At 69.4% G+C, this 20,047-nt stretch carries 17 protein-coding genes and 1 pseudogene; 7 read left to right on the top strand and 11 right to left on the bottom strand.

Features of this window, described 5'->3' with window-relative positions:
- Positions 1 to 126 precede the first annotated feature (126 nt).
- Together ltrA and ACIO5D_RS37645 are read left to right on the top strand one after the other, a co-directional pair.
- Positions 127 to 1,422, top strand: coding sequence for a group II intron reverse transcriptase/maturase (gene ltrA / locus ACIO5D_RS37650; RefSeq protein ID WP_400800775.1), 1,296 nt, complete (start codon positions 127 to 129; stop codon positions 1,420 to 1,422).
- Positions 1,419 to 1,859 (top strand): annotated as a pseudogene (locus ACIO5D_RS37645) (group II intron maturase-specific domain-containing protein); the annotation flags it as partial. The gene ltrA and the pseudogene ACIO5D_RS37645, both read left to right, overlap by 4 nt.
- Here the strand turns inward: ACIO5D_RS37645 and ACIO5D_RS37640 are convergent.
- Genes ACIO5D_RS37640 through ACIO5D_RS37630 form a run of 3 tightly spaced genes read right to left on the bottom strand, consistent with a single transcriptional unit; the run spans position 1,858 to position 3,802 of the window.
- Positions 1,858 to 3,240, bottom strand: coding sequence for a tyrosine-type recombinase/integrase (locus ACIO5D_RS37640; protein WP_400800773.1), 1,383 nt, complete (start codon positions 3,238 to 3,240; stop codon positions 1,858 to 1,860). The pseudogene ACIO5D_RS37645 and the gene ACIO5D_RS37640 sit on opposite strands and share 2 nt — an antisense overlap.
- Positions 3,240 to 3,464, bottom strand: coding sequence for a helix-turn-helix domain-containing protein (locus ACIO5D_RS37635; RefSeq protein ID WP_400763758.1), 225 nt, complete (start codon positions 3,462 to 3,464; stop codon positions 3,240 to 3,242). The genes ACIO5D_RS37640 and ACIO5D_RS37635 overlap by 1 nt, the downstream gene beginning before the upstream one ends.
- A complete protein-coding gene (locus tag ACIO5D_RS37630; RefSeq protein WP_400763760.1) occupies positions 3,464 to 3,802 on the bottom strand; it encodes a replication initiator in 339 nt (112 codons plus the stop codon). Before ACIO5D_RS37630 ends, ACIO5D_RS37635 begins: the two co-directional genes overlap by 1 nt.
- Between ACIO5D_RS37630 and ACIO5D_RS37625 the strand changes: the two genes are divergently transcribed.
- The 4 genes from ACIO5D_RS37625 to ACIO5D_RS37610 all read left to right on the top strand — a co-directional run bounded on the left by ACIO5D_RS37625 (position 3,792) and on the right by ACIO5D_RS37610 (position 9,191).
- A complete protein-coding gene (locus ACIO5D_RS37625; RefSeq protein ID WP_400763763.1) occupies positions 3,792 to 5,360 on the top strand; it encodes a polymorphic toxin-type HINT domain-containing protein in 1,569 nt (522 codons plus the stop codon). The genes ACIO5D_RS37630 and ACIO5D_RS37625 overlap by 11 nt on opposite strands.
- Positions 5,357 to 5,836: a hypothetical protein gene (locus tag ACIO5D_RS37620; protein ID WP_400763766.1), complete on the top strand. Its 480-nt coding sequence runs from the start codon at positions 5,357 to 5,359 to the stop codon at positions 5,834 to 5,836. The genes ACIO5D_RS37625 and ACIO5D_RS37620 overlap by 4 nt, the downstream gene beginning before the upstream one ends.
- A 1,896-nt stretch (positions 5,837 to 7,732) precedes the next feature.
- On the top strand, positions 7,733 to 8,209 hold the full coding sequence (locus ACIO5D_RS37615) for a hypothetical protein (RefSeq protein ID WP_400763769.1): 477 nt from the start codon (positions 7,733 to 7,735) through the stop codon (positions 8,207 to 8,209).
- Between the two features lie 178 nt (positions 8,210 to 8,387).
- Positions 8,388 to 9,191, top strand: coding sequence for an SAM-dependent methyltransferase (locus ACIO5D_RS37610; RefSeq protein WP_400763772.1), 804 nt, complete (start codon positions 8,388 to 8,390; stop codon positions 9,189 to 9,191).
- Between the two features lie 9 nt (positions 9,192 to 9,200).
- On the opposite strand, the gene ACIO5D_RS37605 is transcribed toward ACIO5D_RS37610, so the two are convergent.
- The 6 genes from ACIO5D_RS37605 to ACIO5D_RS37580 form a co-directional block, all read right to left on the bottom strand.
- Positions 9,201 to 10,094, bottom strand: coding sequence for a helix-turn-helix domain-containing protein (locus ACIO5D_RS37605; RefSeq protein ID WP_400763775.1), 894 nt, complete (start codon positions 10,092 to 10,094; stop codon positions 9,201 to 9,203).
- A 148-nt stretch (positions 10,095 to 10,242) separates the two neighbouring features.
- On the bottom strand, positions 10,243 to 10,434 hold the full coding sequence (locus tag ACIO5D_RS37600; RefSeq protein WP_400763777.1) for a DUF397 domain-containing protein: 192 nt from the start codon (positions 10,432 to 10,434) through the stop codon (positions 10,243 to 10,245).
- Between the two features lie 527 nt (positions 10,435 to 10,961).
- Positions 10,962 to 12,782 (bottom strand): CRISPR-associated helicase Cas3', encoded by a 1,821-nt coding sequence (cas3, locus tag ACIO5D_RS37595; RefSeq protein ID WP_400763780.1) that lies wholly within the window; start codon positions 12,780 to 12,782, stop codon positions 10,962 to 10,964.
- Positions 12,783 to 13,669: 887 nt separating this feature from the next.
- A complete protein-coding gene (locus tag ACIO5D_RS37590) occupies positions 13,670 to 14,194 on the bottom strand; it encodes a hypothetical protein (RefSeq protein ID WP_400763782.1) in 525 nt (174 codons plus the stop codon).
- Positions 14,195 to 14,335: 141 nt separating this feature from the next.
- Positions 14,336 to 14,665 carry a hypothetical protein gene (locus ACIO5D_RS37585; RefSeq protein WP_400800770.1) on the bottom strand — a complete coding sequence of 110 codons (330 nt, stop codon included), beginning with the start codon at positions 14,663 to 14,665 and terminating at the stop codon, positions 14,336 to 14,338.
- A 279-nt stretch (positions 14,666 to 14,944) separates the two neighbouring features.
- Complete coding sequence (locus ACIO5D_RS37580) at positions 14,945 to 15,355, bottom strand: DUF6924 domain-containing protein (RefSeq protein ID WP_400763785.1); 411 nt, start codon at positions 15,353 to 15,355, stop codon at positions 14,945 to 14,947.
- Between the two features lie 186 nt (positions 15,356 to 15,541).
- On the opposite strand from ACIO5D_RS37580, the gene ACIO5D_RS37575 reads away from it, so the two are divergent.
- The gene (locus tag ACIO5D_RS37575; RefSeq protein ID WP_400800768.1) at positions 15,542 to 16,084 is read left to right on the top strand and encodes a hypothetical protein; all 543 of its coding nucleotides are present in this window, start codon (positions 15,542 to 15,544) and stop codon (positions 16,082 to 16,084) included.
- A gap of 1,078 nt (positions 16,085 to 17,162) precedes the next feature.
- On the opposite strand, the gene ACIO5D_RS37570 is transcribed toward ACIO5D_RS37575, so the two are convergent.
- Both ACIO5D_RS37570 and ACIO5D_RS37565 read right to left on the bottom strand, forming a co-directional pair.
- On the bottom strand, positions 17,163 to 18,107 hold the full coding sequence (locus tag ACIO5D_RS37570) for a C40 family peptidase (protein ID WP_363610541.1): 945 nt from the start codon (positions 18,105 to 18,107) through the stop codon (positions 17,163 to 17,165).
- Positions 18,108 to 18,364: 257 nt separating this feature from the next.
- Positions 18,365 to 19,786, bottom strand: a complete 1,422-nt coding sequence (locus tag ACIO5D_RS37565) for an acyl-CoA synthetase (RefSeq protein ID WP_400800765.1) — start codon at positions 19,784 to 19,786, stop codon at positions 18,365 to 18,367.
- Between the last annotated feature and the right edge of the window lie 261 nt (positions 19,787 to 20,047).

Here is a 20,047-nt window from a genome sequence, read left to right as displayed (position 1 = left end):
CGATGCGCGGCAGGGGGACGGACCGCCTCGTAGTAGTGCTGAAGCCCCTGTAATGGGGGTGGAGCGAAGGGGGCGGGTCGTCCTGGTCCTGTTTGGTGGTCAACCGGAGTTCCCGGGAGGAGCCAGGTGAACGGATCGAGGCCGCAGGCCGAGACCAAGGTCAAGTCGTTTGACATCCCCAAGTGGATGGTGTGGGAGGCATATCAGCGGGTCAAAGCCAACAAGGGTGCACCCGGGACGGACGGGGTGACGATCGAACGGTTCGAACAGGACCTGCAAGGCAACTTGTTCAAGCTGTGGAATCGCATGTCGTCCGGCTCGTACTTCCCTCCGGCCGTCAGAGCCGTGGAGATCCCCAAGGCGGGCGGACGAGGTGTCCGCGTGCTCGGGGTGCCCACCGTGGCCGACCGGATCGCTCAGACGGTGGCCGCAATGTATCTGGAGCGTCGGGTGGAGCCTGTGTTTCACCCAGACTCCTACGGCTATCGCCCCCGGCGGTCCGCGCTGGACGCGGTGGAGCAGTGCCGGCAGCGCTGCTGGAGAAGCGACTGGGTGGTCGATCTCGACATCCGGGCGTTCTTCGACAGCGTCGACCACGAGCTGATGCTCAAGGCGGTCGAACGGCACGTCGACGAGGACGGGAAGTGGGTTCTGCTCTACGTCCGGCGGTGGCTCATCGCGCCGCTGGCGAAGGCGGACGGGACGGTGCAGCAGCGGGATCGTGGGACTCCGCAGGGGTCGGCGATCTCGCCCGTGCTGGCGAATCTGTATCTGCACTACGCGTTCGATGTGTGGCTGACGCGGGAGTTCCCGCAGGTCGCGTTCGAACGGTACTGCGATGATGCGGTGATCCACTGTCGCAGCGAGTGGCAGGCCCGCAAGGTGCGGGACGCCCTCGCGGCCAGGTTGGCGCAGGTCGGTCTGGAACTGCATCCGGACAAGACGCGCATCGTGTACTGCAAGGACGCCGACCGGCGGGGCTCGTACGAGCACACGTCGTTCACGTTCCTCGGGTACACGTTCCGGCCCAGGCTGGCCAAGAACCGGTTCGGGAAGCACTTCGTGAACTTCCTGCCCGCGGTCAGCAAGGAGGCGATCAAGGCGATGGGCAAGGAGATCCGTTCCTGGCACATCGCCCGGCGCAGCGACAAGTCACTGATGGACCTTGCGCGGATGTTCAACAGCATCGTGCAGGGCTGGATCAACTACTACGGGCGCTTCTACAAGTCCATGTTGTATCCGCTCCTGAGGCGCCTCAACGAACTGCTGGTTCGCTGGGCGTGCCGGAAGTACAAACGACTGCACCGCCGGGAGAAACGGGCCCGGGAACTGATGGCGGGCGCGGCCCGCCGCTACCCGAACCTGTTCGCCCACTGGCGGTTCGGACTCAAGCCTGACGGCTGGACGATGGGAGCCGTGTGAGCCGAGAGGCTCCCGCACGGTTCTGCGAGCGGCGGCGGGTGCAATTCCCGCCGCCGACTCACCTCGTCATCTTGGTACACGGTTCGCGCGAGCACGTCGAAGCGCTACGCGAAGACGTCGCCGTCGCATTGGCTCCGCTCGGGTTGCGGCTGTCACCGGCCAAGACCCAAGTGGTCCACCTGGGCGACGGGTTCGACTTCCTCGGCTTCCGCATCCGGTGGAAGCGCAAGAGGGGGACGGACAAGTGGTACGTCTACACCTTCATCGCGGTCCGGCCCGTCCGGTCGCTGAAGGCGAAGATCCGTGCCCTGACACACAGGACATCGCAGCAGGACTTCGCGTCCGTGCTGGTCAGGCTTGCCCAGATCATGCGCGGATGGGCCAACTACTTCCGACATGCCGTGGCGAAGTGGACCTTCAGTAAACTGGACGCTTTCACCTGGTGGAGGCTGGTCCACATGCTGAGGGCGCGTCACGGCTGGAATTGGGGACAGGTCCGCCGACACCTCGCCGCCTCCGGGCGATGGGTGATCGCGGCCGACGGGGTGGAGTACTTCCGGATCCAGGGTGTGACGGTCTCCCGCTACACCTTCCGGGGGAACAAGATCCCGTCCCCATGGCCTCCTGCGAACCCCGCCTGACGGCAGGAACCGTGGAGAGCCCGTTGCGCTGAGAGGCGCACGGCGGGTTCGGAGAGCGGTCCGGGGAAACGGACCGGGAGCAATCCCGGCACCGCGCCCCGGGCCGACTCACCAAACGGATGCGGCGGAGCCTGGCCCGGCGGAGCAGGGCGGTGAAGTGCCGGGTGAGCGTGGCCCCTTCGATGGGGGCGCCATTGGGCCGGGTGAAGACGTAGCCGCTGTCCTTCCAGCCCGCGCCCGCCGCATCGCGTTCCTGGCGCTGCTGGTCGCGGTGCTGTTCGAGTGAGCGCAGGCACGGCGTGGGCAGGGCGATCCGCCGCTCGGAACTCTGGGTCTTGGTCGGCAGTGCGGTCAGGCCGCCGGAGTTGGTGCGTTGGAGGGTGCGCCGGATGCTGGCCGTTCCGCCGGCCAGGTCGAGGTCTTCCCAGCGCAGGCCGAGGAGTTCGCCCTTGCGCAGTCCGGTACGCAGGGCGAGTTCGAACAGCGCGCTCAGTCGGTGGCCGCTGGTCGCGGTGAGGAACGCGCGTGTCTCCTCGGTGGTGAGGGGTTCGAAGCGACGGGGGCGGGGTGTGCCCATGCGGACGTTGCGGGCGACGTTGCGGGGGATCTCCTCCTCACGGACGGCATGCTCCAGGGCCGACTTGAGTACGGAGTGCACGTAGGCCAGGGTCAGCGGGGAGAGGCGCTTGGAGCAGCACTTCCCGACGGCGCAGCACTGCGGCTGGTCGCGGGTGGTGTCGAGGCCGCGTGCACAGCACTGGCAGGTGGTGCGGAGCTGGTCGAGCCAGGTGCGGACGTCCTTGGCAGTGAGCTTGGCGAGCTTCTTCCTGCCGAGGCCGGGAATGAGGTAGAGGCGGGTGCAGGCGGTGTAGCGGGTGTGGGTGTTCTCGCGGAGGCGGTGGATGGCGACGGTCTCCAGCCAGTAGGTGAGGAAGGCTGCGACGCTGCCCTGGGCGGAGGCGGCGGGGACTCCGCGGTTGCTGGTGGCGATCTTCTCGGTGAGCTTCGTCAATGCCTCCTTGCGGGTGCTCCCGTAGACGCGGACGCGCTTGCGGGTGTCGCCGACGGCCAGCACGTAGCCAGCGGCTTCCCAGCGGCCGTCCTTTCGCTGGTAGACGGTGCCGTCCCCGTTGGCGCGGATGCGGCGGGAGGCGGGGGTGTCGCGGGGCGCGGTCATCAGGCGGCTTCCTGTTCGAGTCGGGCGCGGATGAAATCGGTGAGGGCGCGGGTGGGGATGCGGCGGGAGCGGCCGAGGGTGATCGAGCCGAGTTGCCGGGTGCGGAGCAGGTCGTAGACGGCCGAGCGGCCGAGCTGGAGGCGGGCCATGACCTGGGGGACCGTCAGCAGTTCCTCGGCAGTGTTCGGCCGCGGCGGGAATGCGGCGGGCGCGTGCGGCGTCATCAGCAGCCCCCTTCCGCCGTGAACTGGCGTTCCAGTTCTCTGCTGTGCCGGACGGCGGCGGCGAGGAGTTGCGCGCCGGGGGTGTAGCCGGAGCCGTGGTAGGTCCAGTGGCCGATGAGGAGGGTCGTGTTCGGGTCGAGGTCGGGCAGGTCGGCGTGTGTGCGGGCTTGTTCGGTGCGCCAGGTGCGGCGTTCGTCGCGCAGTTGGCCGAGGGTGACGGAGTAGCAGCGGGACTTGGTGGAGAAGTGGCCCCGGAAGCCGAGCATGTGTGCCCTCTTCCAGAGCTTGAGGTCGGTGAACTCCGGCCGCTGGCCCAGGTCCCAGCAGGTGCGGATCATCTGCCGTACGTGCCGCTCGACGGCCAGGCGGGGCAGTGGGCGGGACTGGCCGGTACCCGATCCCGTCACCGACGCGGGTGACCCGCAGCAGTGGAATGCCTACGCGTACGCCAACAACAGCCCCGTCAACAAGTCCGACGCCAATGGCCTGAAGGTCGGTTGTGACTTCGCGGCCGAGTGCAGTAACAACCACGATTACGTCCGTAGCAACGGCCAGGCTGTTGATGCGGTGTTCATCTACAGTCCTCCGGCCTCGACGGCGCCCACCCCTCCGCCTACCGCAGACCAGCAGAAGGCCCAGGAGCAGAAGGCCGGGGCGGAGAAGGTCAGGAACGAGGGAAAGCGCAAGCGCGACGAGATCGTGCACCAGGTCGTCGACCTGATCGGTGACCTGATCGGCTTCAACGACGCCCGTGACTGCTTCACCAAGGGCGACGTGATGGCCTGCGTCAACACGGCTCTGAACGCGGTTCCCTGGGGCAAGCTCTTCAAGGCCGTCAAGGTCGGTATCAAGGCCTTCAAGATCTACAAGGAGATCGACAAGGCCTACGACATGATCCGCTCCGGCGAACGCGCCATGGCGGACGCCGAGAAGGCCATCGTCCGGGCCAATACGGCTGCAGCCGAAGCGCGGGCAGCGGAGAGAGCCGCCGCCAAGGCCGCCGAAGAAAAGGCGGCCAAGGAAACCGCCACAGACGCCGCGGGCACAGAAGGCAAAGCCGTCGCGGCCGAAGCAGACGAAGCGGCCGGCACCAGCTGCCCCCTGCGCAGGAACAGCTTCCCCACCGGCACCCAGGTCCTGATGGGCGACGGCACACTCAAGCCGATCGAGGAAATCCACGACGGCGACGTCGTCATGGCCACCGACCCCCAGACCGGTGAGACCCGCCCCGAGACCGTCACCGCGACCATCACCACCCCCGACGACAAGGACTTCACCGACCTCACCCTCACCGACGAAGCGAGCCCCCGCGGCCCGCCCGCCGACAACCCGGCGAAGATCACCTCGACCTACCACCACCCCTACTGGAGCGAGACCCGCCAGCAGTGGGTCGACGCCGGCGAACTCACCCCCGGCGAGCACCTCCGCCGACCCGACGGCACCACCCTCACCATCCAGTCCGTCCGCAACTACCCCTACGCCGTCACCACCCACAACCTCACCGTCAGCCTGCTCCACACGTACTATGTACTGGTTGGTTCCACGTCAGTACTGGTTCACAATTGTGCAGCGCCCACTATCAGAATTTCTCCGGCCGCATCTGACTGGGCCACGAAGGGCGCGCACATGCATGTCGGAAGTTCCGAGGTTCGGATCTTCCCAACAGGTGACGGCGGGGTCGGATTTGAGGGACTTCGCATGAGTAATGGAATGGCCAGTGCGCGTGATGTGGCAGCCGCACGAAATGCCATCATGAGCAACCCTGAAATGAGAGCCGATCTCATTGATAAGGCGCGATCTGCTATGGCAGATATGAATGATCACAACTGGGGAAACTCGGTCAATCGAGCACCAGAAATGAACTTCCTTATCAAAGCACTGGAGAAGATCGAGTGACGGTCATCAGCTTCCTTGCGAGCGCAGCAGTGACAGGAACTGTCGCAGGCTTGGGCCTTGGCGCCTCGCCGGGACAGATCCGCGATGCACTGGGGGGCCAGTGCATCGCGGATCGGAGGAAGAAGTCTCTGCGTCTGGATTACGGGCTTCTGGAATTCAACTTGTTTGAAGGATCCTGCGAGACTATCGCGATGCAGGTTCATCGGCTGGCGAACGGGACTGAGGGTCTAGTTCCCTCTGTCTTGAGCGCCTACTTTCAGGGGCTCTCGCGAGGGATTCCATTTCAAGCTCTTCGCGATGAAATCGAGAGAGATGGCACCTGCTTGTTGGAGGAACTTCAAAGGCAGCATGGGTATCGGTGCTATCGCGTCGCCAAATCTCATGTGAATCTCTACGTTGTCGATGAAGTCGCGCCGAAGGGGGAGCCCCTCGCTCCCGGTGATCTGTGGTCGATCATGATCTCTGGGCGCGGTTGACGGCAACACCGCCGGACGCCGCAGCCCCCACGAGGTTCTCGTGGGGGCTGCGGCGTGTCAGACCGCAGTTCAGCGGACAGCTGTCGCGGCAAGGGGTGGACCGTCAGGTCCGTCGTTGTTGCCGAGGACGCTGCTCAGGGTTTTGATGGCCTGGCGCTGGAGGCGGAGTCGGACCGTCGACCCGGCCGAGCTCCAGGCTCGCCAGGTGGGCCCGGACCCTACCGCAGGCGGTAGGGTCCGGAGGTGCCGCGACGGTGCAGGGGCCGGGTCGGTCCGCTCACGGGCGTTGCCAGGGGTGGGGCGGCCGAGTCGGGATCACCGAAGCCATGCTCGGCGCCGCGCCCGCAGGGATAGTCCCCTTCCCAGACGCGCGCGGCACGGACACGGGGTCAGCCCCGCACGCTCGGAGACATCAGAGCAGGCCGGTTGATATCGGCGCCCTGCGGAGGGGCAGCCGGCAGGGTGGCGTGAAGTTGCCTTGGCGGCTTAAGCGTTGGTGCGGGAGGGGACCGCGTGCCGTGTACCGGGAAATGGCCTGACGAGGCGACCGCCTCCGGCGATGCGCCAAAGAGGTGGATGGGCTTGTCCGCTGGTGGTCAGCATCCGAGAATCCCGCCGATCAGCTCGCCGAGGAGCCGGACGGCGGCCCGGGTGCCTTCCCGCCGGCGGTGGTTGCGTCCAGGGTCGAGCCGGCGCGGCGGCGCGGGGCGGTGCACCCGCGGGCGTCCGGTTCGTCGCGTGGCCCTGGTGCGCATTGCTCGGTTCATCTTGTCCAGCCCTTCCATGTGGCCGCTGGGGGGGGGGCGGCGCGTGGCTGAACTGTGCCCGGTGCCCGGCGTGTTCGTGGCTGATCCGCTGTTTCCTGTGGATAAGTACCCGCCTGTGGACAAGGACCATCCCTCGAACGGGTGCCTGTGGCAGCGGGGCCGCCCGCTGGGGGAGGGGGGCGGTAGCGGATGTGCCAGCAGTCCGAGACTAACGGTTGAGCGTTCAGCGTGCGGGCCTGGTGGATCCGCGGGCGCGGTGTGACCATCTCGATCTCTTCACGCCGGTGGTCGAACGGTCGTGTCGAAGCTGCGATCCGGAGCAGGACGCGCCGGTCGCGGAGATGACGATCTGATCCTCGCCCCGGGTCTTCCGGCGGCAGTGGGAGAGCCGGCGTGAGGTTCTCGCGGTTGGCGGGCACATGGGGGGCGTGTGTGTCGGCGCTCCGGGCCCGGCAGGGGCGCGCAGCGCTGGTGAACGCGCTGTCGCGGCAGATCGAATTTGTCCGGAGGCTGATCGAGTGTGGCCGGTCCTGCTGTCGTTGGCGGGTGCTGCCGGTGCTGCGGGCCCTGTTCATCAACGTGGTTTTCCACGGTGTGAGTTGAGGGTGCTTGGCGGTGCGTTGGAGCCGTTCGCGGGCGGTAGCGTTTTCGGTGGCTCCGATGCGGAGCTGCCCCGGACGGTGTGCGACCACTGTCCGGGGCGTTGGTCGTTCGATCACGAGAAGGTTGGCACCCATGCATGAGCGAACTGCCCGAGGGCGGGCTTACCCGCCCTCGCGGGCCCCTCAATCTAGCAGCGGTCCGCGGAGGCCCGTGGGATTGCGCGCGGCCGCCCTGGTCGCGTCCGGGTTGCTGTGCGGCAGCACGGCGCCCGTGCTCGTCGTGGCAGGGATGGCGTTGGGGGGCCTGCGGGTTGAAGCCGAGCAGGCCCTGCTGGTCGCGCTGTTGATGCAGGCCGGCGCCCCGCGGAGCGGGAGCGGAAGCTCGGACTTGCGGCACTGACGGAGCCGCCGGTGCGGCCCGCCCGTGAAGGGGCGGGCCGCGCCCGGGGCGCGTGCCGCTTCCTTTGCGGTCCGCCGCCCGAGGCACCTGTCCGTGTTCACGACCGAGTTGACGTGGGGAGGCCGCGATGCCTGCTGACCGAAGCCGACTCTCCCGGCGCCGGTGCCGTTCCGGCATCGGCTTCACCGCCTTCGTGGCCCTTCAGGAAGAGGGCTACCTGCGATACGCGCGGGCGCGGCTGGGCGACCGGGCTCTGAGCCAGGTCGCCGTCGAGATGGCGTTCGAGCGTGTGGAAGTCCATTGGGACCGGGTGCTGTTGGACAGGCGTCCGGGGGCGTATGCCTGGTGCATTCTGCGGGCCGCTGTCGTCGCGGTCCTGGGGGCCTGTCCTTCGGCGGCTGAAGGGGACAGGCTGCACGCCTGTCTGCCGCCGGCGCCGGCCGACGCCGCTCTCCTGCACCACGGGCTCGGCATGCCGGTCGGGAAGGCCGCGCAGCTGATGGGAGTCGACGAGCCCGACGTGCGCGCCGGTCTGCTGACGGCCCGGCGCCTGCTGGGCGCCAACGCCGTCATGCCTGAGGAGGTGTACTTCTCGAAGTTCTAATCGCATACCGAACGGACCGGCGCGCGCTCCGGGGCGTGATCGCCCAGGTCGCGCGAAGGTTCGTCATGAATGCACCACGTCACCCGATCCAGCGGTGGTGTGCTTCGTGCTGCCCCTCTACGATGGATGGATCAAGCCGCCGGGACCGGACCGGGGTTGCCGGACACGGAGGGGTACCGTGGGCGAGTCCGATCTGACGAGCCGGGTGAACGTGGAGATCCCGGCCGCAGCGAGGATGTTCGACTTCCTGGGAGGCGGGACCAACAACTTCCCCGCCGACCGCCGGAGCGTCGAGGACCTGCTCGCCCTCGCCCCCAGCAGCCGCGAACTCGTCATCCAGAGCAGGGCTTTTCTGCTGCGGGCGGTAGAGAGTGTCGTGTGCGACCACGGGATCACCCAGATCCTGGATCACGGGTCCGGGTTCCCGGCCGAGCGCAATGTCCATCAGGTGGCCCAGGCCGTCGACCGGAACTGCAGGGTCGTCTACATCGACAACGACCCGACCGTGATCCTCCACAGCCGGGCACTGCTCGACGAGAACGAGAACGTGCGGATCCTCGGTGCCGACATCGCCGATCCGGCAGCCATCCGCCAGGGCACCGAGGGGTTCATCGACTTCGACAAGCCGGTCGCGATGCTGTTCGTGTCGGTCCTGCACTGCTTCGCCGACGACCTCCAGGCGGCCGCGATCGTCCGTGAGAGCGTCCGGGGCCTGCCGCCCGGAAGCGTCGTCGTCCTGTGCCAACTGGCCAGCGATCGAGCGGACTTCCGCCGGCAGGTGACCGGCTTCATGAGGGAGCGCACCGGCGGCAGGTGGGGGCGGGTGCGAAGCCGGGACGATGTCGCCGATTTCTTCGACGGCCTCGACGTCCAGGAGCCCGGGCTTGTGGACGTCAGCGACTGGCGCCCTGACACCGAAGTGCTCGCACGTCAGCGCAGCCTTGAGTGGATCACCTACGGAGGGCTCGCCGTGGTGCGGTGAACACCGTCCTCAGAGCTGCTCCAGGTACCCGGCCTGCGCCTTCAGCAGCAGCTCCTGGCTGCCGGTGCGGTCCAGGGAATGCCCCATCAGGCGCCACAGCATCTCCTTGGCGTAGGTGAACTGCGACGGCCCCTTGGACTGCGCGTCCTCGTCGTCGGTCGGCACCAGGTAGTCCGCGGCCATCAGGCCCTCGTTGTAGATGAGTTCGGGCAGACCGGTGGTGCGGAAGTCGAGGTGGGTGATGCTGGTGATGCTGGAGGCGGCCGTGCAGTCCCGGGGGACGACGCGGATGCCGTAGCCGGGGGTCTGGGTGAGGCGGATCAGCCGTTCCATCTGCTCGACCATCACCTGCGGTGAGCCCACGGTGCGGGTGAGGACCCCCTCGTCGATGTAGTGGACGGTGCGGACCTCGGCATCGCGCACCCGGTGCTGGCGCTGCAGCCGCAGCGCCACCCGCCGGTCGATCTCGGAGTCCATGGATCCGGGGAGGTCGCCGGCGATGAGCGCACGGGCGTACGCCTCGGTCTGGAGGAGGCCGGGGAACACGACACGCTCGTAGCCGTAGAGCTTCCAGGCCTTCGCCTCCAGGGCGATGAGCCGTTCGACGAAGCGCGGCAGCAGGTCCCGGTAGGGGGCCGTCCACTCGGGCTGCATCGCATGGCGCGCCAGCTGCTCGAACTCGCGCAGGACCTCCTGGGGGACCTTGTACGTGCGCATCAGCGCCCGTACGTCCTTGAGCGTGACCGGGTTGTTGCCGGTCTCGAAGCGGCTGAGCTTCGAGGCTGAGAACCCGGCGGTCCTGGCCGCGGCCTCCTTCAGCGTGGTCTTGTCGCGCAGAAGACGAAGGCCGGTGCCGAGCAGAATGCGGGAGGCGGTCGGACTGTCCGCCCCGGAAGCCGCCATGCGGGCGAACCCGAACACATTTTCGGCGAAATTCTGGCCCTGATTACCGGCCGACACGCGGGACCTCCCCAATAGCGAGCATCGACACTCGATTGTGGCACAGCGCGGTCCCGCGTGTCGCGTGGCGAATTACCCGACTAGCGGGTCATCAGGGGCACGTGTGATCGAATTCTCCGGCCTTTGACCCTCCGAGGAATGTCCTGAACTCGTCAGGCGTGAAGATGAGCGCCGGTCCGTCCTTGTGCCGGCTGTTCCGCAGCGCGATATCACCCCCCGGCAGGGCGGCGACCTCGACGCACTGTCCGACGCCGTTGCTCGCCGCCGCCTTGATCCACTTCACACCCGGGATCGTGTCCGCCCGAACCCCATTGGCAATCATGTCTCACTGTCCTTTCTGTCGTGGAGGAGAAAAGGTTTCCGCAGGGCCCCTTTCCGCGCTGGAAGCCGCAGGTCAAAGGCCCAATGCAATCCCACCGCGCAATTGCGAAGGGCTGCGTGAATCCTAGGGCGCACAAAATCGAACGCGCCTGCCGCCGATCGGGTGAAGAGCGGAAACTCTCAAAGGATGGTAATTTTGGCTTTCTTTACCAATTTATGATCGCTCCTGAATGAGCCGGCATCGGTCGAAGGACTTCAGCGGGCCGGTGGCCTCAGGGATATTGGGCAGAGCCCCGGACGGATCGCCTCATCCCCTGGCCGAATCCACCGCGACTGCCGACAGGAAAGCGACGGCCCGCACCGCGAGGAGCGGGCGGGCCGCCACCTGTATGAGCTCCAGGCCGTGCTCGCCCGATGCGCATCAGACGACGTTCCGGACGGCTGGTAGCAGTTGCCCCCTGAAGACGTTCAGCCGCAGCAGGCCCCGGGCTACAGGACGAATGCTGTGCTGTCTTCCTTCTCGGAGGGGTCCAGTCCCCGGTTCGGGTGGTATGCGCCGTGCCAGAGCAGAAGGTCGCCGATGACCGGTTCGGCGAGCCCGGCGGCGAGTGCGGCTCTGGCTTCGTGGCGGGGGAGTGAGGCGGTGTGCGGCTGGAGGCGTCGCAGGGGTTCGGGGCCGCAGGGGTAGGGGGAGCGCAGGGCGGCGATGTCGGCCTCGATGCCGTCCCTGTCGGCCTCGTGCCGGATGACGACGACGGGCTGGCTGTACTCGTCGTCGATCATTCGGAAGGCCTTGTCGACGGCGGGGAACTCCAGTCGTGTCCGCAGGTCGTCGATCCCTCCGCCCATGGTGGCGGGGCTGCTGCCGTGGAGGCTGTAGCGGAGCTGGTAGTACCGGCTGAGGGCGTCGAGGTCGTCGGGTGCCGCGAGGTCGGGGCCGATGTGTGCCGCGGTGGCCTTGAGTGCCGCTTCGTAGATGGTGTCGCGGGGCTGGCCCGCGTCGTGGATCTGAAAGACGACGACGGTGCCCTCCGGCAGCCGGCCGTCGCGGTTGCAGCGTCCTGCGGCCTGCTGCAGGGATTCCGCGGGTGCCCAGGCCCGGAAGACCCGGGGGAAGTCGAGGTCGACGCCGGCCTCGATGAGCTGCGTCGACACCACGTGGACGTCGTCGCCGGCATCGAGCACGGCCCGGATCTGCTCGATGGTCGCACGGCGGTGTTCCGCCGTCATCCGCGTCGACAGGTGGAGGACCGGGCCCTGCGCGCGGTCCTCCAGGAGACGGTGCAGGCGCGCGGCGTCCTTGGTGGTGTTCACCACCGTCAGCGTCTGGCTGCCGCTGTGGCAGGAGATCTCCTCGGCCATCGACTCCCAGGTGACGTGCGGGCCGCTGCGCCAGTCGTACGCGACGCGCCGCAGTGCGGTGAACAGGTCGGCGGGGTTGTCGATGAGCTGGTGGCGGGGCAGACCGTGGAGCTGGGCCAGGGACCAGAAGTCCGGCTGGGTCGCCGAGACGAGGACGACGGTGGTGCCGAAGCGCTCGACCAGCCCGCGCAGGCCGCTGAGGATCGGGACCAGGAGGTGGTCCGGCAGGGCCTGGACCTCGTCCAGGACGATGACCGACTTCGCCAGGCGGTGGAGCTTGCGCATGGCGGCGGGCTTGTGGGAGAAGAGCGATTCGAAGAGCTGGACGGTGGTGGTCACGACGAACGGGGCGTCCCAGTTCTCGGCGGCCGTGCGTGCCCAGCAGGCGTCCTGGTCGTCCAGGTCCACGGAGCTGTGGTGCTCCAGTACCGTCGGGGGAAGGTCCGGGTCGTCCGGGTTGAGCAGGTCCCGGTAGACCTGGGCGTTCTGCTGGGTGATGCTCACGTAGGGCACGGCGACCACGACCCGCCGCAGGCCGTGCGCGGCCGCGTGGTGCAGTGCGAATCCCGCCGACGCGAGGGTCTTCCCGCCACCGGTCGGTACGTGGAGCACGTACATGCCGGGCTCGTTCACGGCGGAGGCCACCGTCTGCTCGTAGACGCGGCGGCGGATGCCGTCGACCGGCGACGGCGGGCGCACCGCGAGGGCCCGCCGCCGGCGTTCCTCGAACACGCCGGCCAGGGCGGCCATATCGGTTTCCTCACGGACGGCGGCAGGCAGGCCGGTGAAGTGCGCGCTGGTGTCGAGGAAGTCGGCGTCCACCACGCAGCTGAACAGCATCCGCAGCAGCAGGTCCCGCGCGAGCGCGGCATCCGGGGTCGACGGGCCCGCGAGCCACTGCGGCAGTCTAGTCGTACTTTTCCAGAACTCCACAGGCCAGCGACCCATGCAATCCCACGTGCAATTTGCCCCGGGCGAGCGAAATGAATCATTGCGCCTGAAAATCGAACGGCGCCACTCCCCAATCGGGTGACACTGAAGCGAAAATTGATTAATGATGATCATCCGCTGGTCGGACTCATTTCACATGCGTCGGGAATAGTCCACAGATTTGCTGGCGCAGGAGAAGGCGCAGATCAGCCCGATGGTCTCCTGGCCTTCGACGGCATAGGGCTTCCGGATGCCGGCTACCAGCCACCGGTCATATCCACCGGCTGCTACGAGGCGAGGCGCGCGGCACAGCCCTGAGCCGGCCCGTGTTCACGGGCCGCGACGCTCCGCACCAACTCGGCCATAGTCAAGAGAACTTCGCGCTTCCCGCCGACTCGGCACATCACCGCCGAATGCCCGAGCCATCAGTACGCTCCCACACGCTCCGCTCCCCTCCAGTGCCTGGCCAGGTGCACGGGGCGCTCGTCGAGTAGGTGGATCGTCCACGGCGCCCAGGACAGGCCTGTCAGGTCAGGCGTTCCATGGCGACCAGGTAGCCGCAGGTGTTCGGCGAGCCCTCCGGGGCCGGGTCGGACGGCAAGAACCGGCCGGTGGTCGAGTCGTACAGGCGGCGTACCGGTCGCAGGACGGAGGGCTGCTGCTTCCCGGCCCGGTCGGCGGAGGCCCCCGGGATCGCCGATCTCCGAGATGGGACGGCGCCGGGTTCTGCGCCGGCTTGAGGCCGGAACCGGCTCCCGCTGGGCCTGGCGGCGTACCGCGCCCCGGTGCTGGACGCCCTCGCCGTGGTGCGTGCAGGTCCGCATCCACCGCTCTGGGCCCAAACGGCACCACGCTGGCAACCGGGCAGGCGGCAACCGGGCCGAGCAGCGACTCGGCGCGCCGGGCTACGGCCGGTGGTAGCGGCCCGGGTCCACCTGGCAGGCCTGGAGGCCCGCAGCGTTGACCGGGCGCGCCTCGATGGGGGTGGGCCGGCCCAGGCCTCGCCCCGCGTCAATCTCGTGCGCGAGGGGTGTTGCGGGGAGGGCGGGGAAGTCGGGCTGTGGCCGATGCCGGGGACCCGCGGGGAACACAGGGCGGGTCGTACCGATCACGCGGACGATGTCCGCAAGTCGTCGCGTAGCCTCGTCGGGCATCGGCAGCTCCCGGCGGCGGGCCTTGCCCGGATCCAGTTCGACGGCTTCGCCGCCGGCATCCGCGGCCTTCAGTCCTGCGATCTCCTGCGTGCGCACACCCTGCAGGACCAGACCGAGGACGCGGTCGGTCGAGGTGCGGGAGGCCCGGTCGACCGTCGCCTTCGCCGCCCCGGCCGGGAGGATCAGCGGGTCCCGCTCGGCCTCGGCCTCGTCCCGGCGTCGCACCCGGCCTCGAAGTGCCTCTTCCGCCCGCCGCCACGCGTCCTGGCCCGTCATGCAGTACACGCTACCCGTATCGCGTGCTGCATGACACTGGGTCCGGTCCGCGCGGCACTGCGGCCGGTCACCCGGGTCGCCTTCTGTTGTGACGCGGGCCGCGCGGCCCGCCAACTGCCCCGGGGCCGAGCGGGCTTCGGGTCACTCTCCGGCGGCGAGCCAGTGCAGCCGCCCGTCCCTGGCGTAGGTCCGGCACGTCAGGGCCACGCCCGCCGAGGACGTCACGGTGGCGCCGGCTTCCCGGCACTTACGGTGTGGCTCGTTGCAGCTGCCCTTCTTCTTCCCCACTGTCTGGGCGCAGTTCTCGGTGTCGTGTGCCTCCTGCCCGGCGGGCGAGAGGTTGTCGTAGTTGCTCCCGTCGTGCCGTCCGGGAGAATCGCTGCCCGCGGTGCCGGTTCCGGCCTCCGCCCCGCTTCCGGCACGCTTGGTCGGCGAGGCGGCCGGCCCGGGCGGGGTCGGCTCGGTTGTCACCGTCCTCGGTGCGGGCGGCGGGACCGGCACGGGCGGGGTCGGCGAGGTCGGCGGCAGAAGTGTGGGCGGCGCGGCCGAAGTCGCCGACCCGGTGAAGGAGACCGGCGCCGGAGACGATGCCGTGCCGGACGTACCGGGTCCGCAAGCCGTGGCCATGGCGAGGAGCAGAGCCACGGTGGCGACCGCCGCCGTCTTCGGCATGGTGCGTATGCTGATCTCGGAACGGGGCATCAGGCCAGTCTAGGCGACTGTTGATCTTGGCCCGCTGGGCGGCCTGGCTCAGAAGTCCCTGAACACCCCGTCCTCGTCGACGGCGCGGGCGAAGTCGTCGAAGTCCATGTTCGAGATCGACAGGTTGTTCTCGATCCCCCAAAGCTCTGCGGCGACAACCCGGATGGAACGCCCCGGCTCGCCCCACAGGTCCACCACGACGACCGGCAGTTCGGCCGAGCCCAGCGCCACCGTGTCCGCCAGGACGAGCAGTGGGCGCCGGTAGTCGCCCGGCAGCAGGCGCCTCGCCTCGGCGCAGGTCACGCCCGCGAAGCAGGGATTGTCCACAAGTTCGACGTCGGAAAGGAACCCGTCCTCGTTCGGGGTGGCCAGGGCCTCACGCAGACGCTCCCACGACGCGGGGCTAGAGAAGTCGGTACGCACCACCAACGTGGCCAAGCTGCTGGGAAGTTGAGTCACGAGACGACGGTACCGCGAGGCCGGCGAACCGTCCCGATCACGGTGTCACCAGTTCCCTGGGGCCCGGCGATGGGGGCGGTGCACGATGCGAGGATGGCACCCATGACGACGATGCCGACGGGCTGGCGCCAGGTCCCGATGCCCACCGAGGTAAAGCCTCTGCCACGGGACCCGCGCGGATACCCCGTGGGTTGGACGACCCTGTGGGAGAGCGGCACACGGACGCTCCGCAAGGTCGCCGGCACCGGCCCCACCCTGGTCTGTACCTGCGTGCCCGGCCGTGGCCGACCCCTGCTCGGGCAGGTGTGCCCACAGCGTCAGCGCGCCTGCATGAACGAGCGGCGGTGCCAGCTGTGCGGCCTGCGCATCAAGCACCGCTTCCGGGCAGTGTTCGTAGCGGGAGCGCCCAAGGGCGACGGCCCGGGCTTCGTCATCGAACCTCCCCTCCATCGCTCCTGCGCCGCCTACGCGATCCAGGTATGCCCGCACCTGATCACCGGCCACCGCGGCGGCGACCTGCACGTCGCCGAGGTCCAGGAGTACCACCTGCTGGAGCAACGGGTCCGCCCCCAGGGCCGGGACCTGTCCGCCGGCCTCCTGCCCCAGGTCTTCGCCCCCGGAGACACCGACGCCCACGCGTTCGGAGCCCTGGACAACCTCGTGGCCGCACCCCAGGGCCCGTGGACGCCCGCGGCCGACTGGCTGAAACACACCCGGACGACCGCATAGGCCATGTGCCGGCCGCCCCGGCAGCGGATCGACCACCCGATCGCCTGGCTCAGCGTCGGCACGACCGTCCTACCCGTCGGCTGCGTCGTGCGCGACGGCTGAACTCCTCTCCGCGGCGCTCTACTTCGCACCCGGGCCTGGGGTGACCCGCACCTGTGCCTCTGCCTCCCGTCGATCGGTCAGAATGAGGCTCGGCATTGCGACGGAGCACTGCGGCAGCCCTGGAGGTACGGATTCGTGACCCGCTATAGCATCGACCCCGACCGGCACTAGCGGGCTGAAGGTGCGCGGCGCGGACGAGCGCCGACCGTGACGCGAGGACGCAGAGACGCAGCCGCCTAAAGATTCGGTTGTATGTAGCGAGCAAGAGGCTGACCCTGATGGCGGCGGCCACCTGGGTGTGCCCGGCGGGCCCGAGTCCCCTCGTCGGCGATAGCTCACGGCGCCCCTGGTTGACCGAACGGTCCCGGATCTGGAGCTCCATCGCAGCCGTCTCCCATCCGTCCCCCATGGGAGACGGATGGGAGAAAGATCTTCCCAATCAAGACTAACTAAGGCTAGCTATAGCTAAGTAAGGCTAGGTTTCGGAGCGAATAAAAGCAGGCAGGACGCCGACCTGGCCTTATGTCGACACAGCCGTTGATCCAGACGATCACAACGTCCCCTGCCCTCGACTTCGCCCCGTGCGGTTCACACCGGGCGGCGCCCCCGTCAGCCGAACCAGCGCCACCCGAGGTGGTACCCCCGCCGCGCCGGTCCCCATGCCTCCCCGCCGGGCCTGGCCCGCACGGTCCGCCCCGCCCTTGACAGGGGCATGTGCCCTGGCCAGATGCCTCGCGGTTCGACCAGGCGGACCGGTCGGTACGGCGGCTCCCGACGTCAGGAGAACCGGCCCGCCCGCCCAAAGTCCTACGGTCCCACCGGCCGCCGCCACCCCGATAGGCGCTTGCACCAATCTGCGCGCTCCCACCACACCCCACACGCCCAGCGCACGGGACACCCCGCACGCCCCCGCCCCGTGACACGCCGGTGCCCGGACCGAGCGGCCCGGGCACTGGCATCACACCGGACACACGCCTCAGGGGCGGCCCATGTGGGTGGGGTAGTAGCCGCTGCTGATCCGGGACACCCGGACCTTGGTTCCGGGCCGGGCGGCCTCCACGTACTGGTTGTCGCCGAGATAGATCGCCGTGTGGTGGATGCCCCGCGCGCTGCCGTCGTCGGACCAGTAGAGCAGGTCGCCCCGCTGCAACTGGCCGGCGCGGACCGGGGTGGTCGCCGCGTACTGGTCGTTGGCCACCCGGGGCAGGGAGATGCCGCCGTGCCGGAACGCCTGCTGCACCAAGCCGGAGCAGTCGTAGCCGTCCGGACCGTTTCCGCCCGTCCTGAACGGCTTTCCCACCTGCGCGAGCGCGTACTGCACGGCCGCCTCCACGTCCCCGTTCGCCGCCGGGGCCGAAGTCGTCGGCGCCCCCGACGGAGCCGGGGCCGAGTCGGCCGGACCGGTGGAGCCCGAGGAGGAGCCGCCACCTCCGGTCCTGGCCTGGTAGACGTCGGCGTGGGTGGTCCAGCGCCACTGGCCCTGACTGTTCTTGAACCAGTACCGCGAGCCGTCCCAGCCCTGGGTGATCCCCCCGGACGAGGAGCCGGCCGTGGTCGCGCCGGACGAGGAACCGCCGGAGCCGGAACTGGAGCCGGAGCCGGAGCCGCCCGTCCTGGCCTGGTAGACGTCGGCGTGGGTGGTCCAGCGCCACTGGCCCTGACTGTTCTTGAACCAGTACCGCGAGCCGTCCCAGCCCGCATGGGCCGGTGCCGGGTCGGCAGCCGCGCTGCCCACCCCGGTCCCGAGGCCGAGCACGCCGGCTCCGGCCGCGATCACGGCCACCGAGGCCATCCCCCGCCGGACCCGCGCCGCCCGGGAGGTTCGGGCGGAACGGGCCGCTGCCCGCTGGTCGTTGGTGGCTACGGGCTGCCCGGTCGGATCGCCGGTGATGCCCGGTGCGCCGGTGTTGACGGTCGTCATCCTGTCTGTCTTCCTTTGCTGAGCTTCGCTGAGCCTTACGGAACACGACTGATCCAGCGAGCGGCCCCACCGGGGTGCGAACGCTCTCCGGGCGACATGCCGCGGCTTCCGGCCCTGCGGCCGGAAGCCGCGGCGTGTCGCCCAGTGATTCAGTTCTGCCTGCGTGTCACGTTAAGCACACGTTCTCTCACGGTGCGCAGTGGAGTGGGCCAAAGGGGTTCACGGAAGATGAGTGACCGTCAGCGGGTGACTTCCCGTCACCCTTGCGCCGACTCCGCCATCAGCTGCTTCTTCAGCACCTTTCCCATGGCGTTCCTGGGCAGGTCGGCCACCAGCACCACCCGCCGGGGCCGCTTGTGCACCGAGAGCCGCTCGGCCACAAAGGCCGTCAGCTGTTCCCCCGTCACCGCACCGTCCGGGATGACGTAGGCGACCACCGCCTGGCCGAGGTCCTCGTCGGGCGCGCCGACCACGGCGGCGTCCACGACCGCCGGGTGGTCACGGAGGGCGGCCTCCACCTCACCCGCGCCGATCCGGTAGCCGCCGCTCTTGATGAGGTCCACCGAGGCCCGGCCGACGATCCGGTGGAAGCCGTCCTCACCGATCACCGCGACGTCCCCGGTGCGGAACCAGCCGTCCGCCGTCCAGGACTCCGCGTTGGCGTCCGGCCGGTCGAGGTACCCGGAGAACAGGGTCGGGCCGGCCACCTGCAGCTCGCCGACGCTCTCGCCGTCGGACGGAACGGGCCCGCCGTCCTCGCCGACCAGCCTGGTCCGGACGCCCTCCAGCGGCAGGCCGACGCTGCCGGGGCGGCGCTCGCCGTCCGCCCGGGTGCTGACGGTGATCAGCGTCTCGGTCATCCCGTACCGCTCGACCGGGGCATGGCCGGTCAGCGCGGCGAGCTTCTCGAAGACCGGGACGGGCAGCGGAGCGCTGCCGGAGACCAGCAGCCGGGCCGAGGCCAGGCGCCCGGCCGCCTCCGGGTCGGCGGCGAGCCGGGACCAGACCGTCGGCACCCCGAAGAACAGGCTGCCGCCGGAGGCCGCGTACCCGGCCGGGGTGGGCCGTCCGGTGTGGACCAGCCGGCTGCCGGTGCGCAGGGCGCCGAGGACGCCGAGCACCAGACCGTGCACATGGAACAGCGGCAGGCCGTGCGCCAGCGTGTCCTCGGCGGTCCACCGCCACGCGGCGGCGAGCGCGTCCAGATCGGCGGCGACGGCGGCGCGGCGGATCATCGCCCCCTTCGGCGCTCCGGTGGTGCCCGAGGTGTAGAGCACGAACGCGGTGGCGTCCGCGGCGGGCTCGGCGTACGTGGTGGCGGAACGCTCCGTCAGGTCCACCGGCAGCGCGTCCGTTCCGGCGGCCGACGGCACGTCGTCCCCGGCGGCGTGCGCGAGCAGGGCGGCGCCCGAGTCACGGAGGATGTGCGCGCGCTCCTTGGGCCCGGAGTCGGGCGGCAGCGGCACCACGGGTACGCCGGCCAGCAGCCCGCCGACCACGGCGACGACGGTCTCGGCGGTGGGCCGGGCGTGCACCGCCACCGCGGGGGCACCGGCCACCCGGTCGGCGACGGCGGTCGCCGCGGCGAGCAACTCCTCGCGGGAGAGCGCCCGCCCGTCGATCCTCAGCGCGTCGCCCGAATCGCCGTAGTGGCCGTGAAGTGCCGTCAACAGTGTCATGCGTCTGCCCTCGCCCTCGCTCGCGGTGTGGCGCCGTGCCGCCGGTCGTGCGCCGACTCTACGGGCCGTCGCACCGCCCGGTCCGCAGGCCGCCGGGCCCGGACACCCGCAGGTCACGACGGAGGGCGCACCCGGAAGTCTCCCGGGTGCGCCCTCCGTCGTACGGGCCGGGGCGGGTCAGCCCTTGCGGGCCTTCACCTCGCCGGTGAGCTGCGGGAGGACGGCGAAGAGGTCGCCGACCACGCCGTAGTCCGCCAGCTC

It is taken from the genome of Kitasatospora sp. NPDC087315, from assembly GCF_044744345.1.
Classification (GTDB): domain Bacteria; phylum Actinomycetota; class Actinomycetes; order Streptomycetales; family Streptomycetaceae; genus Kitasatospora.
The sequence above is the reverse complement of the archived record's forward strand: the minus strand, read 5'-3'. Positions and strand labels throughout refer to the sequence as shown.